General features: G+C 54.0%; 13 protein-coding genes and 1 pseudogene. 5 read left to right on the forward strand and 9 right to left on the reverse strand.

The genetic code is table 11. The features are described from left to right. The 4 genes and pseudogenes from VB712_RS06790 to VB712_RS06805 form a co-directional block, all read right to left on the reverse strand. Window positions 1–424: pseudogene (locus VB712_RS06790) on the reverse strand (photosystem II q(b) protein); the annotation flags it as partial. Between the two features lie 132 nt (window positions 425–556). After that, window positions 557–898 (reverse strand): histidine triad nucleotide-binding protein, encoded by a 342-nt coding sequence (locus VB712_RS06795; protein ID WP_323253440.1) that lies wholly within the window; start codon window positions 896–898, stop codon window positions 557–559. A 100-nt stretch (window positions 899–998) separates the two neighbouring features. Beyond that, window positions 999–2117 (reverse strand): aldo/keto reductase, encoded by a 1119-nt coding sequence (locus VB712_RS06800; RefSeq protein WP_323253442.1) that lies wholly within the window; start codon window positions 2115–2117, stop codon window positions 999–1001. A gap of 17 nt (window positions 2118–2134) precedes the next feature. Beyond that, entirely contained in the window at window positions 2135–2644 is a 510-nt protein-coding gene (locus VB712_RS06805; RefSeq protein WP_323253444.1) for a bifunctional nuclease family protein, read from the reverse strand. Window positions 2645–3169: 525 nt separating this feature from the next. On the opposite strand from VB712_RS06805, the gene rpmF reads away from it, so the two are divergent. Beyond that, complete coding sequence (gene rpmF / locus VB712_RS06810) at window positions 3170–3346, forward strand: 50S ribosomal protein L32 (protein WP_323253446.1); 177 nt, start codon at window positions 3170–3172, stop codon at window positions 3344–3346. A gap of 200 nt (window positions 3347–3546) precedes the next feature. Here rpmF and gloB read toward each other — a convergent pair whose 3' ends face one another. After that, complete coding sequence (gene gloB, locus VB712_RS06815) at window positions 3547–4320, reverse strand: hydroxyacylglutathione hydrolase (protein WP_323253448.1); 774 nt, start codon at window positions 4318–4320, stop codon at window positions 3547–3549. A 33-nt stretch (window positions 4321–4353) separates the two neighbouring features. On the opposite strand from gloB, the gene VB712_RS06820 reads away from it, so the two are divergent. Next, complete coding sequence (locus VB712_RS06820; protein ID WP_323253450.1) at window positions 4354–4572, forward strand: hypothetical protein; 219 nt, start codon at window positions 4354–4356, stop codon at window positions 4570–4572. A 100-nt stretch (window positions 4573–4672) separates the two neighbouring features. On the opposite strand, the gene VB712_RS06825 is transcribed toward VB712_RS06820, so the two are convergent. Further along, window positions 4673–6097 (reverse strand): isochorismate synthase, encoded by a 1425-nt coding sequence (locus VB712_RS06825; protein ID WP_323253452.1) that lies wholly within the window; start codon window positions 6095–6097, stop codon window positions 4673–4675. Between the two features lie 202 nt (window positions 6098–6299). Here VB712_RS06825 and menA point away from each other — a divergent pair, with 202 nt between their 5' ends. Beyond that, window positions 6300–7220 (forward strand): 2-carboxy-1,4-naphthoquinone phytyltransferase, encoded by a 921-nt coding sequence (menA, locus tag VB712_RS06830; RefSeq protein ID WP_323253454.1) that lies wholly within the window; start codon window positions 6300–6302, stop codon window positions 7218–7220. A gap of 84 nt (window positions 7221–7304) precedes the next feature. Here menA and VB712_RS06835 read toward each other — a convergent pair whose 3' ends face one another. From VB712_RS06835 to VB712_RS06845, 3 genes are all read right to left on the reverse strand, one after another. After that, window positions 7305–7769, reverse strand: a complete 465-nt coding sequence (locus VB712_RS06835; RefSeq protein ID WP_323253456.1) for a ubiquinol-cytochrome c reductase iron-sulfur subunit — start codon at window positions 7767–7769, stop codon at window positions 7305–7307. A 173-nt stretch (window positions 7770–7942) separates the two neighbouring features. Further along, window positions 7943–11410 (reverse strand): response regulator, encoded by a 3468-nt coding sequence (locus VB712_RS06840; RefSeq protein ID WP_323253458.1) that lies wholly within the window; start codon window positions 11408–11410, stop codon window positions 7943–7945. Between the two features lie 178 nt (window positions 11411–11588). Next, a complete protein-coding gene (locus VB712_RS06845; protein WP_323253460.1) occupies window positions 11589–12392 on the reverse strand; it encodes a transporter substrate-binding domain-containing protein in 804 nt (267 codons plus the stop codon). 13 nt (window positions 12393–12405) lie between these two features. Between VB712_RS06845 and VB712_RS06850 the strand changes: the two genes are divergently transcribed. Together VB712_RS06850 and VB712_RS06855 are read left to right on the forward strand one after the other, a co-directional pair. Further along, the gene (locus VB712_RS06850; RefSeq protein ID WP_323253462.1) at window positions 12406–13668 is read left to right on the forward strand and encodes an ABC transporter substrate-binding protein; all 1263 of its coding nucleotides are present in this window, start codon (window positions 12406–12408) and stop codon (window positions 13666–13668) included. Next, complete coding sequence (locus VB712_RS06855; protein WP_323253464.1) at window positions 13665–14912, forward strand: glycosyltransferase family 4 protein; 1248 nt, start codon at window positions 13665–13667, stop codon at window positions 14910–14912. Before VB712_RS06850 ends, VB712_RS06855 begins: the two co-directional genes overlap by 4 nt. The last annotated feature ends 90 nt before the right edge of the window (window positions 14913–15002 follow it).

Genomic DNA, 15002 nt, shown 5'->3' on the forward strand with positions numbered 1-15002 from the left:
AAGGACGCATCCCTAAGCGGTAGCTGAGTTCCCACTGACGACCCATGTAGCAGAAGATGCCGATCAGGAAGTGGAAAATCACCAGTTGGTAGGGACCACCGTTGTAGAGCCACTCATCGAGGGAAGCGGCTTCCCAGATGGGGTAGAAGTGCAAGCCGATGGCGTTGGAGGAGGGAACAACCGCACCGGAGATGATGTTGTTGCCGTAGAGCAAGGAACCAGCCACGGGTTCACGGATGCCGTCGATGTCCACGGGGGGAGCAGCGATGAAGGCGATGATGAAGCAGGTGGTGGCGGTCAGGAGGGTGGGGATCATCAAGACACCAAACCAGCCCACATAGAGGCGGTTGTTGGTGCTTGTCACCCATTGACAAAAGCGTTCCCAGAGGGAGGCGCTTTGTTGGGCTTGAAGGGTGGTTGTCATGGTTTGAATGATAACTATGAATGTTTTTGACAAACGGGCGGCTGCATATTCTGCTTAACCGCTTGAGCTTATGTTAGAGCAAACATTGCAAATTGTAAAGGACTAATTCAGAAATTTCTCAGAATCGGCCTATCAGCCAGGGGGCCAAGCCATGGGCCGCCCGCCCAGGATATGGAGGTGAAGGTGATCGACGGTTTGGCCGCCATCGTTACCATTGTTAATCACCACCCGATAGCCGTTGGTTAAGCCTGCTTCAGTGGCGACTTTTTGCACCATACAGAGGAGATGTCCCAAAAGGGCGTGATCTTCACTGCTGGCTTCTGAGAGACGGGGGATCGGTTTTTTGGGGATGATCAGGATGTGGGTGGGGGCTTGGGGGCTGATGTCATTGAAAGCAAGACAGAGGTCGTCTTCGTGGACAATGTTAGCCGGGATTTCTCTACGGATAATTTTGCTAAAAATGGTTTCGCTCATGGGCTGCCCTTAGATGGAGTGGGATTATTGTACCAAGGGGGTTAGTCGTGGCGATCGCCCCCCTCAAATCCCACTCCTCAAATCCCACTCCTCAAATCCCTCAATCCTCCCACAACCGACGGCGGGGCGACCCGGCTAAATGATCATGGGTTTGCCGCAAGAGATCGGGAATGGGTAACTGGCTGGGGCAACGGGGCAGGCAATCGCCGCAATCGGTGCAGCGATCGCCCCGCTTGCCCGGAAACCAATGGCCCGCCTTTTCCGCCATGCCATAGCGGTATTGGCCAAACCCGGTCATGCCATAACCGAGGGCTAAGTTCCGCAACCGCAACAATTCCGGGATATTAATGGCTTCTGGGCAAGGTAAACAGGCATAGCATTGGTGGCATTGCGTTGTCCCCAAGTTTTCCAGTAATGCACCTGCTAAACGGTTAAAAATTTGCGTTTCCTGCGCCGTGAGGGGGTGGGTGCGATCGCCCCATTCTAGGGGCGCAATTAACTCCTCCGGGGTTGCTGCTCCCAAACTTAAGGTGGTAATCCGAGGATCGGAGAGTAAAAAGCGATAATTCAATCCCAAAGGTGAAAACGGGGCGCAAAGTTGCACCAGTTGCGGCGGCGGTTGATGGAGTTGCCCCCCCTTATCCGCAGGGGAAATAATCAAAACCCCTAGATCCTGGGCCTGGGCCTGTTGCACCGCTGGCTCGTTGCGCTGAAAGAAGGTGTAGTAATGAAGATTGATAAAATCAAAGGCCTGAGTTGCCAAGGTTGCCAAAATCACATCTAAGGGGCCATGGGTGGAAAATCCGATGAACCGGACTAACCCCGCTGCTTTGATGGCGGCTAATTGTGCCAGTCCTGAGGTGTGCAACCAATGGAGATGGTCGGGGGTGTTGAGGCCGTGGATGGCTAAACAATGGAGGCGATCGCGCTGGAGCCGTTGCAGCGATTGTGCCAATCTTGCCTGTAAATCAGGGCCAGGCAGTAATTTTGTGGTGAGAATGAGGCGATCGCCCACCGAAGCCGGTAAGTCTCGTAAAATTTTCCCTAGGTAAACCTCACTATTGCCGTAAGCTTGGGCCGTTTCAATGTGGTTAACTCCTAGGGCGATCGCCGCCTCCACCGTGGCGCGAAAGGCGCGAAAATCCCCCAGACCCCGCATCGTCCCAAGGGAGAAGACCGAAAGCACTAGGCCGGTTTTACCAAAGCGGCGATAGTCCATGGGTTGAGTTCTACCCCTTAGGATTCACCGTTACCCGGTTGGCGATTCATATTCTTAAAATCTTCAGGGCTGAGGTTGGCAAGAAAATCCCGGAACGCCTGCCGCTCCTCCTCATCGGCTTCGCGATCCACCGGAATCGAAGCCGCCGCCACCACCTCCTCCATCACCCAAATCGGGCTATTCGTCCGTAAAGCAATGGCGATCGCATCACTGGGGCGACAGTCAATCTCATGAATATCCTCCCCCTGCTGGAGGCAAAGCACCGCATAAAATGTGTTGTCCTGAAGGGAATGGATCACAATCCGGGTGAGATTCAGGCTGAAGCTATCAAAAATGTTGCCAATCAGATCATGGGTGAGGGGGCGAGGGGGAGGTTCGTGGTTTTCAATCGCGCCAATAATCGCCTTGGCTTGGTCTTGACCAATACAAATCGGTAAAGCGCGACGGTCGGAACCATCCTTGAGTAAGACTATTGGACTCCGGGTATAGGCATCAAGGGCAATCCCCGCAACGGTCATTTCAATCATTGGCTCATTCTCTCAAATGAATGAATGCTCCGCCACCTGCGTTCCGCGAGGTGGAGGTGCCTACAAGGATTTATCCCTCGTGACAGGTGGCATTCTCACCGTGCTGCGGAAACTTTTGCCCGCATACACCCCTAAGTCGTTTCCGCTTAGGACTGACGAATAATTTTGCCCTGAGTCTGACATTGATTAACCGACTACAGAGGACTTATAGGTCGCTTTACCTTTCTCAACCAATCGTGTCTCTGGGGAGTTCGGGTTCTATACCCGCCCATTACCGTGCCAGTTGAGATAGGAGAATTATACCACAATCTCCGCTCCTTGACCGCCACCTGCGAGCGAGGTGGGGGAGTGCGTCACTATTTTTGTTCAGTATGCCCTAGTCTGTGGGGGAATGGGACAAAAAAATGATTAATCCTGCCTAAGGGGAGCGATCGCCCCCTGTTTCCGTCCATCCTCTCTATTCAGAATTTGGTGTATATCTGTATAATGGGGGATCGCGACAGTAAACCAGCCCTAAACGACATCATGGCAGTCCCCAAAAAGAAAACCTCCAACGGCAAACGAGATCAACGCCGCGCTAATTGGAAGCGCAAGGCCGCCTTTGCTGCTCAAAAAGCACTTTCCCAAGGGAAATCCGTCCTCACCGGCCGCTCCAATAGCTTTGTCTATCCCACAGACGAAGAAGAGGACGACGAGGAATAGGGTCTAATCCGGAGATCCCCCCTGCCCCCCTTTTCAAGGGGGGTTTTTGCTGAGGAATCATCCTGCCAGCGGTAGAGGCGAAAAATTGTTGTGCCTCCGGCAGGCTTACGCCAACGCCCCTACGGTGATGCGATCGCTCAGTTCGTAGTATGGAATTCAGTCCGCTCCCCCCTGTTTTTAGAGTCATGCAGAGCATTGAATTAAAACTGGTCTCTTTTGTCCCGGAGCCGGCCAAAGGCTTGGATCGGATCGGTGGTGTTCATCGCAGCTTGCAGCGTCGGATCATCCCATTGCAGAAACAAATTGGTTTGCTTCTCCATCCCTAGCCAGGTGGGAATTGTGGCTTTACCGGCTTGGCGCAGGCTTTCAACTTCTTGATAACGCTGCTGAAGCTCAGGAGAGGGGGGGACAATGGTAAGGGTAAACGTGAGATTACGGACAGTATATTCGTGGGCGCACCAAACGCGGGTGTGATCCGGTAGGTGGCGCAATTTCCCTAAGGATGTCACCATTTGGGCCGGTGTGCCTTCAAAGAGACGACCACAGCCGCCACTAAAAATCGTATCGCCACAGAATAACTCCCCCGGTTGATCCGGTGTAGTGGGGGGAAAATAATAGGCAATGTGGGCGCGGGTATGGCCAGGAACATCAAAGACTTGGGCGGGGCGATCGCCAAATTGGAGGCGATCGCCCTCCTGCAAAAAGACATCCTGCCCCGGAATTCGCCCCCGATCCCCTGCTCCGCCATAGATACACAAATCGGGAAAAGCTTGCTTTAAAGCTCGGTTGCCCCCAATGTGATCATGGTGGTGATGGGTGTTGAAAATTGCCACTAAGGTTGCCCCCAGCACCTTTAATTCAGCCAACACAGGTTCAGACTCGGCCGGATCCACCACCGCTGCCTCACCTCGGGCGGGATCATGGAGCAGGAAAATATAATTATCAGAGAGGACAGGAACGCGACGAATATCCATGAAGAAATTTTCCCAACAAGAGGACTGCATCCCATGGTAAATCATACAACCCAGGGCAATGAACTGCCCCTAGAAGATCAAATAACCTATATTTTGGAAACCGGCCAGATCAGTCGCACGGATTATTTCCAATTCATGACCCGGTTTTTAGCGATGGGCAAAACCAATCCGGCCCAGCGGCAATTGATTAATCAAATTTTCGACCAGGTGCAGACGGGGCAGATTACGTTTGCGGCGAGCTATGGGGAGTAGGGGAACCGGGAATGGGCAATGGGCAACGGGGAATAGGGAACCGTAGGGGCGTTGGCGTAAGCCTGCCGGAGGCACAAAAATTTTTCGCCCTGGATTGCCTTTAGAGCAGCGCTTTGAGCATGGTTTGCAGTTTGAGTTGAATTTCCCCTAATTCCCGCTCCGGATCGGAACCGGCGACGATTCCGGCTCCGCCGTAGAGCCTTGCCTGTTGACCGCGAATTAAAGCGGAACGAATGCCCACAATAAATTCACTGCCGCCTTGGGCATTGAGCCAACCGATGGGGGCGGCGTAAAGACCGCGATCGCCCCCCTCATAGCGTTGAATATGGTCACAGGCCACCGCCATCGGCACACCAGCAACGGCGGGGGTGGGGTGGAGTTGGGCGACGATATCGAGGGGGTGAAGGCTGGGGGGGACAGGGGCAGTAATGGGAGTCCAAAGGTGTTGAATTTGCCGCAGTTGCCGCAGTTGTAGCGGAGAGCGCACCGGGTCTAAACCCAAGGCCACCAATCTTTGGGTAATGTAATCACTCACCGCTTGATGTTCTCGCCTTTCCTTGTCTGAGGTGAGGAGTTGCCGGGCTAAATGGGCATCGAGTTCGGGGGTTTCTCCCCTAGGGGCAGAACCCGCGAGGGCATCGGTTTGCAACATCCCCCCCTGAATCCGGATCAATCGTTCGGGACTCGCCCCAATGAAGCTATGGCCTTGGGCATTGGTGAAGGCAAAGGTATAGCAATCGGGGTGATGGCGGCGGAGGGCGGCTAAGGCTGTGACGACGGCGAAGGGCTGCGAACTGACGAGATCCACCGCATGGGCCATGACAATTTTCGACAACTTCCCAGCGGCGATCGCCTCTAAGGCCCATGCCACCGCCTGTTTAAATTGGGGAAAATGCTGCGTTTGGGTAATCGTGCCACCATGGCCGGGCCGAGCCATGGTTTCAGGGCAGAAATCCACCCCTTGCAGCAGGTTTTGGATCAGGGCTTCCCCCTGTGCTAATTGGGACAGAAACCCCGTCAGCGTCGTCGTGGGTTCAATGCGGGCGTTATACACCCAGACCCCCTGCTCCCCGCACCGGGCCACTTGGATTTGAGGAACGCACAACATCGCCGGAGCATAGCCTAACGGGGCGCGGTGGGGCGTGAACGTAAAGGCCGCGAAGGTATGGACACCACTGAAGGGCAGATCCAAATCCCCCCCCTGGATCAGGTGTTGCTCAAAGGTTTGTAACCACTGCCGCGCCTGACAAAAGCGATCGCCCCCACTTAACCCCACCCCCTCCACCTGCCCAATGGCAGCGATCGCCTCCCCCCGACTGGGATTTTCCCAATACACCGCCGGTTCACCTCGCAAAGGGTTATGGTGCAGTAGATGCAAAGGGTCAACCCCCGGCAGGAGCGGCAACGTCAAGCTGAGAATTTGGGGGCAATGGCGTTGCTGGGCCTGCACCGAAGCCACCCTAAAGAGAGACTGGAGTTCTCGCGCATCGTATGCCGGAGAAAAACGATAGGGAAGAACGGCCATAGAAAAACGTAAAATTTCTTATAATTTTTTAATTTTGAGCAGAACTCAATGGTATGTCTAAGGAGGGGAAGCCGTCTAGGTGGGAATACGCCTATGGTAGCTGAACTCGTAAAGGAAGGAGATCAATTGATGATTGCAATCATCAAACTTTTTCTGAACGCGGTTTTTGATTCCATTTTTTGAAATTACGTTTTCTGCGGCAATGACCATTCCAGTAACCCCAAATATTTCAACATCCCATCATTCCCGCAGGCAACTTTGGTGGGCTGCAATTAAACTACCCATGTATAGTGTAGCGGTGATTCCCATTGCCCTCGGCACAGCTATTGCTTACCGAGAAAATCAACAGATTAATGGGATCATTTTTAGCCTATTTTTATGGGGAGCAATTGCAGTTTTAGCCTGGATTAACCTCAGTAATGATGTGTTTGATGCTGAAACAGGGATTGATGAAAACAAGGCCCATTCTGTGGTGAATTTAACCCAAAAAAAGGCGCTAATTTTTTGGTTAAGTCTGGTGTGCTTGGTCTTGGGGGTGGGCAGTATTTTGTGGGTTGCGGCCCTAGCCCAGGATTGGCGGATTATTGCCCTCGTTCTGGCGGCCTGTAGCCTCGGCTATGCCTACCAAGGCCCCCCCTTTCGCTGGGGTTATTTGGGTTTGGGGGAGCCGATTTGTTTTATCACCTTTGGGCCGATGGCGATCGCCGCCGCCCTCTATTCCCAAGGGGTTGAATTGTCAGCCCTGGGTTGGGCCGTTGCGGTGTTTATCGGGTTCACGACAACGCTGATTTTATTTTGCTCCCATTTCCATCAGGTGGCCGATGATTTAGCCGCCGGCAAGCGATCGCCCATTGTTCGCCTCGGTACAGCAAGGGGGGCAAGTTTACTCACTTGGAGCTTGATTCTCTGTTTTGGCAGCTATGGATTAGGCTTAATCACAGCAATCTTACCCCTCTCCACCGGCTTAATTTTTCTCACCCTGCCCATCGCCTGGCAATTAATCCGCCAAGTGCAGCAATACCACGATCAACCGGAACAGATTAAAAACTGCAAATTCATTGCGGTGAAACTCCATTTTTGGAGTGGGTTATTGTTAATGGTGGGGTTACTTTTCGCCCCTTAGGAAAGTTAAACGCAATTTTCAAAAACTCCTCAATCCGCTTACGCCCCTCTCCCAACCCGTGGGAAAGGGGTTGGGGGTGAGGGTTTAGGCTCCCACTTTCACCAAGAGGCGATCGCCCTCTGCCTTGATTTCAAAAACTGGGAGAGGCGTTTCTGCTGGCCCATCCGCGACTTCCCCATTAGCCATAAATTTCGCCGCATGGCAGGGACAGAGGAACGTCCCATCTTCTTGCAACTCAACGGTACAACCCTTATGGGTACAGGTGGGATTGAGGGCAACCATTTCCCCATCAGCTTCAAAGATAAACACCGGCACAGTAGCCGTTGCCACCAGCACCGGGCCTAGATCAAGCTGCTCACGGGTAGCCAAGGCTTGAAAACCCTGATCATCAATGGTGGTTTCCAGGGGGGCGATCCCCTCACCAGCATCACTGCTCTCTCCTTCTCCCTCCGGACTGTCCTCTGCTTGGGTACAAGCCGCCAAGGCAAAGGGCAACGAACTCGCCAGCATTCCCACACCGACCCAGCTTAAAAATTGACGACGTTCCATGATTCTTTTCTCGTTATGGATTACTCCCCAGTGTATCGAGAATTGTATAAGCCTTGGGGGAGGTCAGGGGCATGAACCCCTGAGGGTTGGAAAAAATTGAGGATTGGGGGCGAAAAAATTGGCGAAAAAATTGGCGAAAAAATTGAGGATTGGGGGCGAAAAATTTTTCGCCCCTACTTCGTGACCCAATAGGCCAAGACCGGCTGATCAATGCCCTTGAGGGTGAGAGATTGGAACTTATCCACCTCCGTGGGCGCTAATAATTGGGCCACGGTTTCCGAGACGAGAATACTATTGGGTTGGGCCGCTTCCTGGAGACGAGAGGCAATATTGACCGGCGGGCCAATGGCCGTATAATCCGCCCGATGCTCACTGCCAAACATCCCCACCACCGATTCCCCCTGATGGATACCACAACGGAACCGTACCGGCGGCGGCCCATCGGGGCCAATAATCCCCTGCGCACGCCACCGTTCATTCAACCCATCCAAGACCCGATACATACTCCGCGCCGTCGCCACCGCACGCCGCGCTTGCTCCTCCGGAGAAAGGAATTCCGGCGCACCGTAGAGCACCAAAATGGCATCTCCCATAAACTTATCCACCACACCGCCATTTTCAAAAACGGCTTGGGTCATGGCTTCCAAGTACTCATTGAGCAACTGGGCAATGCCCCGCGATTCTAAGCGGTTCGACAGTTGGGTAAAACCGACAATATCGCTAAACAAGATCGTCACTAAGCGGGGTTCTGGATCCAGTTCCAAGGTCATATCCCCTTGGGCCGCTCGCCGCACCATTTCCGGCGGTAAGAAGCGTTTTAACACCGCTTCGGTGAGGTAGGCATTAATTTCCTTCATGTGTTCTTCATTGGCTTTGAGAGCCAACATATTGCGGACACTGGCGAGGAGTTCGCGGTCATTAAAGGGCTTGGCTAAATAGGCATCGGCTCCCTGCTCTGTGCCTTCAATGCGGCTGCTTTCATCGGCTTTGGCCGTGAGTAAAATAATTGGCGTGCCTCGCAATTCTGGATTGCTCCGCACCATTTGGATTAAATCCAAACCGGACACCTTGGGCATCATCAGATCACTGACAATTAATTTGGGCCGTTGGCTCTCCAGGACTTGATAGCCTTCTGCGCCATTGCGGGCGGTACAGACGGGATAGCCTGCCGATTTCAAAATATAGGAAACATAGCTCCGGAGGTCGGCATTATCATCGACGACGAGGATCAGTTGATTGTGGGCGGCAATCTCCGTTGGCGTATCTATTGCGGGATTTGCCGCTGTAGAGAGTTCGGTGGGGAGATCCGGCAAGGGGGTTTGCTCATCCTGAAGCTCCACCGCTAAATCTGCCAGTTCCACCTCCGAGCGGGAGACTTGGACTTCGCTGGGGACTTCGAGGATTTGATCGGGGGGGAGGTGGGTGGCTCCTTGCTGAAGCCAGATTGTAAAGGTGGTTCCGGAGGTTTGGCCCGGCTGTACTGTGGCTTGATGGACGGATTGAACCGTTACTTGGCCGCCGTGGAGTTCGACAATTTCCTTAACGAGGGCTAATCCTAACCCTGTGCCTTCATAGGAGCGGTTGACGGAGCCTTCTGCTTGGCGAAAGCGATCGAAGAGGTAGGGGATCTGAGAATTGGCAATGCCGATGCCCGTATCGGAGACTTCTAGACAGACGTAGGAGCCTGCGGGCTTGACGGTGACGGTGATCCGGCCTTGGGGGTCGGTGAATTTCATCGCGTTGGACAGGAGGTTGTAGACCACCTTGTCGAATTTTTCGAGATCGAGATACACCCCTTCACAGGCTCCGAGGTCGCTCACCAACTGGATACCCTTGCGATCGCAATAGGGCTGGAATGTTTCTAAAATTTGCTCGACAAATTCCGTGAGGCTACAGGGGCGGAATTTGGGCTGCATTCGCCCGGCATCGAGGCGTTGTAAATCGAGCAGTTGGTTCACCAAGCGCAGCAAACGGCGGGCATTGCGTAGGGCGATCTGGGCTTGATCCGTGGGGAGGGGTTGACGGCGATGATTGGCCGCCTCTAGGGGGCCAATCATTAACGTTAGGGGGGTGCGGAATTCGTGGGAAATATTTTGGAAAAATTCGTTTTTTTGGCGATCGAGTTCGAGGAGTCGCTCGGTTTGTTGGCGGGTTTTTTGATAAAGGCGGGATTGTTGGACGGCGATCGCCGCCTGGGAAGCCACAGATTTCGCCAACTCCAGATCAGAATTCGACCAAATCCGGGGGGCCTCACTTTGGCGCAGGCTGATGCTGCCGATGATTTTGCCATCGACAAGTAAGGGAACCAAAAGCAGAGCGCGGGCGGGCGATCGCAACGGCAAATCACTGCCATATTCATCACTGGGCTGGGCCTGGGTCTGCATATCCTCAATCACCACCGCCTCTTTCGTATGCAAGACGGTTTTTAACACCGGATTGCCAGTAATCGGCGCAAGGGATTGGGGAAGATTGGGGTTGACCACATCGACGGTTTCGCCGCTGGCGTGGCGATCATAGAGGCCGACACATTGAACATATTCATCCTCCTCCGTCCAAAGGGAAAGAGCGCAGCCATCCACATCCAGCGTCGTCCCCAATTGCTTGGTGATTGCCATGAAAATTTCCTGAGGATCCAGTGTGGAGCGGATCGCAGCGGTGATCGTATTAATCAACGCTTCCCGCTTCGCCAAAGCCTGGACTTTCTCATAGGCTTGGGCTTGGGAAATGGCCAACGCTGCCTGATCCGCCACCATCACCCCCAATTGAATTTCATCATCCTCCCAAGGATGCTCCTGATCACAACGATGGAGGGCTAAGGCCGCCACTAAATCCGCTTGGGCCATCAGCGGCACAATTAAGGTAGAAGTCACCCCCGCAGCGGTAAAGGCCGCTCGGCGGGCCACCTGTTCTGAGGTTTCACCGCTGCAATGGGGATCCCCTTGCACATCCTGAATCACCATCACCTCCTCCGTTTCCCAGACCATCGCGGCGCATTGGTCTACGGTTAAGGCGGTAGTTGTTCTTTGATACCGAAACACCTCGCCATCACCATCTTCATCGGCACGGGTGCGGAGAATACAAACATCCACATCGAGCAAATGCCCAACGGTGTTGACGATGGTTTGCAACACCTCCCGCAGGGGAGATTCGCCTCGGCGGCCATGCTGGGCATTGCGGATCGTGTTGGTAACGGTGTTAAGGAGGGTTTCCCGCTTGAGGGAGCGGCAAAGTTCTTCGGTGCGGACTTTGAGGACGTTGTGGGTGTCGAGGGCTTGGCGCACAATGCCCTTGAGGTGATCGGCTTCCCAGGGTTTGGTGACGTATTTAAACACCTTGCCGCTGTTGATCGCCTCAACGAGGTCATCCACATCGGTATAGCCGGTGAGCAAAATCCGAATAATATCCGGGTACTGCACCGCCGTCAGGCTGAGAAATTCCGTCCCCGTCATGATCGGCATCCGTTGATCGGAGATGATCACCGCCACGTCCGGTTCCTGCGTCAACAGATCGAGGGCCGTGGGGCCACTGTCGGCGCGAAAGACTTTGTATTCTCGGTGAAAGGTGCGGTAGAGCAGATCAAGGTTATCTGGCTCATCGTCAACCACCAATATTTTCGGCTTTTTACGTTGCTGAGACTTCATCCATCGATCTCCTACCGTCTGCGCCAGACTTCAGGAAGCCAAATTGCGGTGTTTGTATAAATTTGGATTTCCATAAGTAGCCGTGACGCACCCCAATAGATCAGGTTTGGGCATAGGATCTTCCTCCTACCATAGTACAGAACTTTCAGGACAGCCATGGCGATTTTACTTTGGGGTTTTAAGGGGCTGCGGGGGTTAGGCCCCAGGCGGCGCGACGTTCAGCCAGCCAGCCGGATTGCTCTAAGGCTTGCAGGGCTTGGTTTAAGGTGATCAGCAGTCGGCCGCTATGGGGGGTTTTGGCGATCGCCACCCCCAGGGGTTCACTGGAGAGGCGATCGCCTAATACCCGGTATTCAGGGTAAATTTGGCTCCAGCCGGTGAGAATGGTGCGATCGCCCGCAAAGGCTGCCGCTTCCCCCGTTGCCAGTAATGTCATTGCCTCTTGATAGGAATCTACACCGACGAGGGTGACATCCGGGGCGCGATGGCGGAGAGCGGCGATCGCACTGGAACCTTGCAACAGGGCCACCCGTTGCCCCCGCAGATCCGCCAATTGGGTGATGGAGGGCTGGCGGGTGATCAAGCTGGTGCTGTCGAAATGGTAGGGACGGGTGAAATAGACGAGGCGCGATCGCATCGGCGTGACCGTTAGCCCAGCAATGACGAAATCCACCTCCCCCCGATGGAGAATATCGAGGCGATCGCCATTGCTGACAGGCACGAATTCCACCGCATCACGATTCCCCAAGAGCATTAACGCCAATTGGCGAGCCAGATCAATTTCAAGCCCCCGGATCACGCCATCGGGATCACGAAATCCTAAGGGGCGAGTGTTATCCTTCACCGCCACAATCAATTTCCCCCTTGCCTCAATTTCTGCCCATTCTGTGGCATAACAGGGGAAGAGGGACAAGGGGGTGATCCCCATCGTCACCACCATGGCCATACCCCCGATGATTAAACCTGTCTTTAAGCGCCGCAATCCTCCCCTCCCTGTGAGCGTCCCTATCGCTGCCTCCCCCATGTCCTGGTCTCGCCGTTCTGTCCTTGCTCTCGTTGGCTTTGGCTTCACCCAACTTTGGGGTTGTCGCCGCTCCACCTCTCAGGATCCTTCCCAACCCACTCTAACCCCTCCGGATACTGTTCGCATCGGGATTTTGGCCCCTTTAAAGGGGACGAACGCTCTCACCGATGGTTTACCCACGGTTCAGGCGGCTCAATTGGTGGCGGAGGCGGTGAATCAGGCGGGGGGGTTAGAGGTTTATGGGGTGAAACGGCCCGTGGAGTTGATCTTTGCCGATGAGGGCGATCGCCCCGATCAAGCCCTAGCAGCGGCGCGGAAATTAATGTTTCAGGATCAAGTGATTGCCATTGTCGGCCTACCCTTGAGCTATACTGCCATTCCCGTGGCCAACTTCGCCGAAACGATCCCCTTACCCGTGATTAGCACCACCTCCACCCATCCCGACACCACCGCCGGGAAAAACTATGTGTTTCGGGCCGGGTTTATCGATGATGTGCAGGGGCAAGTTTTAGCGCAATTTACCCAAGACACCCTGAAAGCAGAGCGGATTGCCATACTTTACGACATTGCCAATGTTTATAGCCAAGGGTTAGCCCATACCTTTATGGCGGCGATTCGAGATCATACCCCCATCAACGACGCTGAATTACTCAACAGCTTGGGGGATAAGATCGTTGCTGAGGAAACCTACACCAGCGACCAACAAACAGATTTCCGCCCCGCCCTCCGTCGCATTCAAGAGCTAGAGCCGGATCTCCTCTTCTTACCCAACTATCCAGAAGAAATTAAACGCCAAACCGCTCAAGCCCGTGAACTGGGGTTAACGGCCACCTTCCTCGGTGCTGATGCTTGGGATAGTCCCATCCATGAATTACCCGCGTTGGAGGGAAGCTACTATGCTACCCATTGGTATGCAGACCCGAACAATCCCCAAATCAACCAATTTATCGAGGCTTACCAAAGGGCCTACGATACAGCCCCAAATATCGCCGCTGCCCTCACCTATGATGCCCTCGGATTGCTGATCGAAGCAATCCGCCGCGAAGGTCGCACCGATGCCAAGGCGATTCAAGGGGGCCTCCAAAGTATTCGGGATTTTCCTGGTGTGAGTGGTACACTGCGATTCCGGGGAACGGGGGATCCAGTGAAAAGTATTGTGATTGTCCAAATTCAGGACGGTAAACCGATGATGGCCCAAACGATTACCCCCGGCCTCGATCTCCTGCCCCAATGATCAACCCTGCTCAACCGTTGCGAATTTTAGTGATGTTGCACGTTCCCTTAGACCGCAACTTTGGGGGGTCGCGGGTGCAGTTGGAATTGGCGGAGGTGTGGCGTAGTTGGGGCCATGAGGTGGAGTATTTTGATCTCAACCGTGCTTTTAGGGATTCCACACAGAACGTCATAGATTCCCGGCCGGATCGCTTCGGTTTGCTAAAAGCTCTCCTCGCTCCCTTTTGGCGACCGTCCTTTGCCAGTAAGGCGCGAGAGTTTATCCGGGCGGAGGGCGATCGCTTTGATGTGATTGATGCCCATCAGGGGAATTTGCCTTTTAGTAAGGCGGATTTAGGCTATCGGGGCCTGTTGGTGGTGCGTTCGGTGGGGCTATATCCCCTCTATGTGGCCTTTGATCATGGGGTGAAGCCAGCGCAACTGACCTGGCGGGGTTGGTTGGCGCGGCAATTGTTGCAATGGCGCGATCGCCAAGAGATCCGCCATTGTCTCACCAGTTTTCGCCATGCTGATTTGATCAATCTGCCCAATCCGGCGGAAGCGGCTTATTTGGCTCAAACCTTGGGGGTGGGGGCAAAGTGCCGGGTATTTCCCTTTGGTTTGGCCCCGGAACGGCGGCAGGCCTTAGCGACCATTGGGGCGAAAGATTTTTCGCCCCTGCATTTACAATCCCGGTTAGAAAATCCGCAATTAACGTTTATTGGGACTTGGTGCGTCCGGAAGGGTTCGCAGGATTGGCGATCGCTCCTCCTCCAGTTATGGGCAACGTTGCCAGATTTACAGGTGCAATTTTTAGGGACGCGATCGCCTGAATCTGTCATTTTGCGGGAATTAGCCTTGCCCAACACCAAAAATTTAACGATCATCCCCGACTACCGCAGCGAAGACTTACCGGCATTGCTCATCGAAACCACCGTAGGAGCCTTTCCCAGTTATATCGAGGGGTTCGGCTTTGCAATTTTGGAAAAGCTCGCCGCTGGCATTCCCACTGTCGCCTACAACATCCCCGGCCCCCAAACGATGCTCACCCCCGTTGATCCGACATTGCTCACCCCTATAGGTGATCCTGAAGCCATGGCGGACAAGTTGCTAGAATTACTCACCTTCAGCCTTGAAGACTATCAAACATTAGCCCACCGTTGCCAAACCGTTGCGGCGCAATTTTGCTGGCAACAAATCGCCCAGGAAACGATGGAAGCCTATCAAGTCGCCCATGCTCAGTTGCGAGAGATTGGGAAATCCTAGGGGCGAAAAGGCGGCAGAGCCGCCCCATCAGCGTGCCACGGCAGAGCCATGGCACGAGGTAAAGACTTCCTACTTCCCACTTCCCACTTC

Origin of the sequence: Spirulina sp. CCNP1310 (assembly GCF_034932185.1) — a bacterium.
Taxonomy (GTDB): domain Bacteria; phylum Cyanobacteriota; class Cyanobacteriia; order Cyanobacteriales; family Spirulinaceae; genus Spirulina.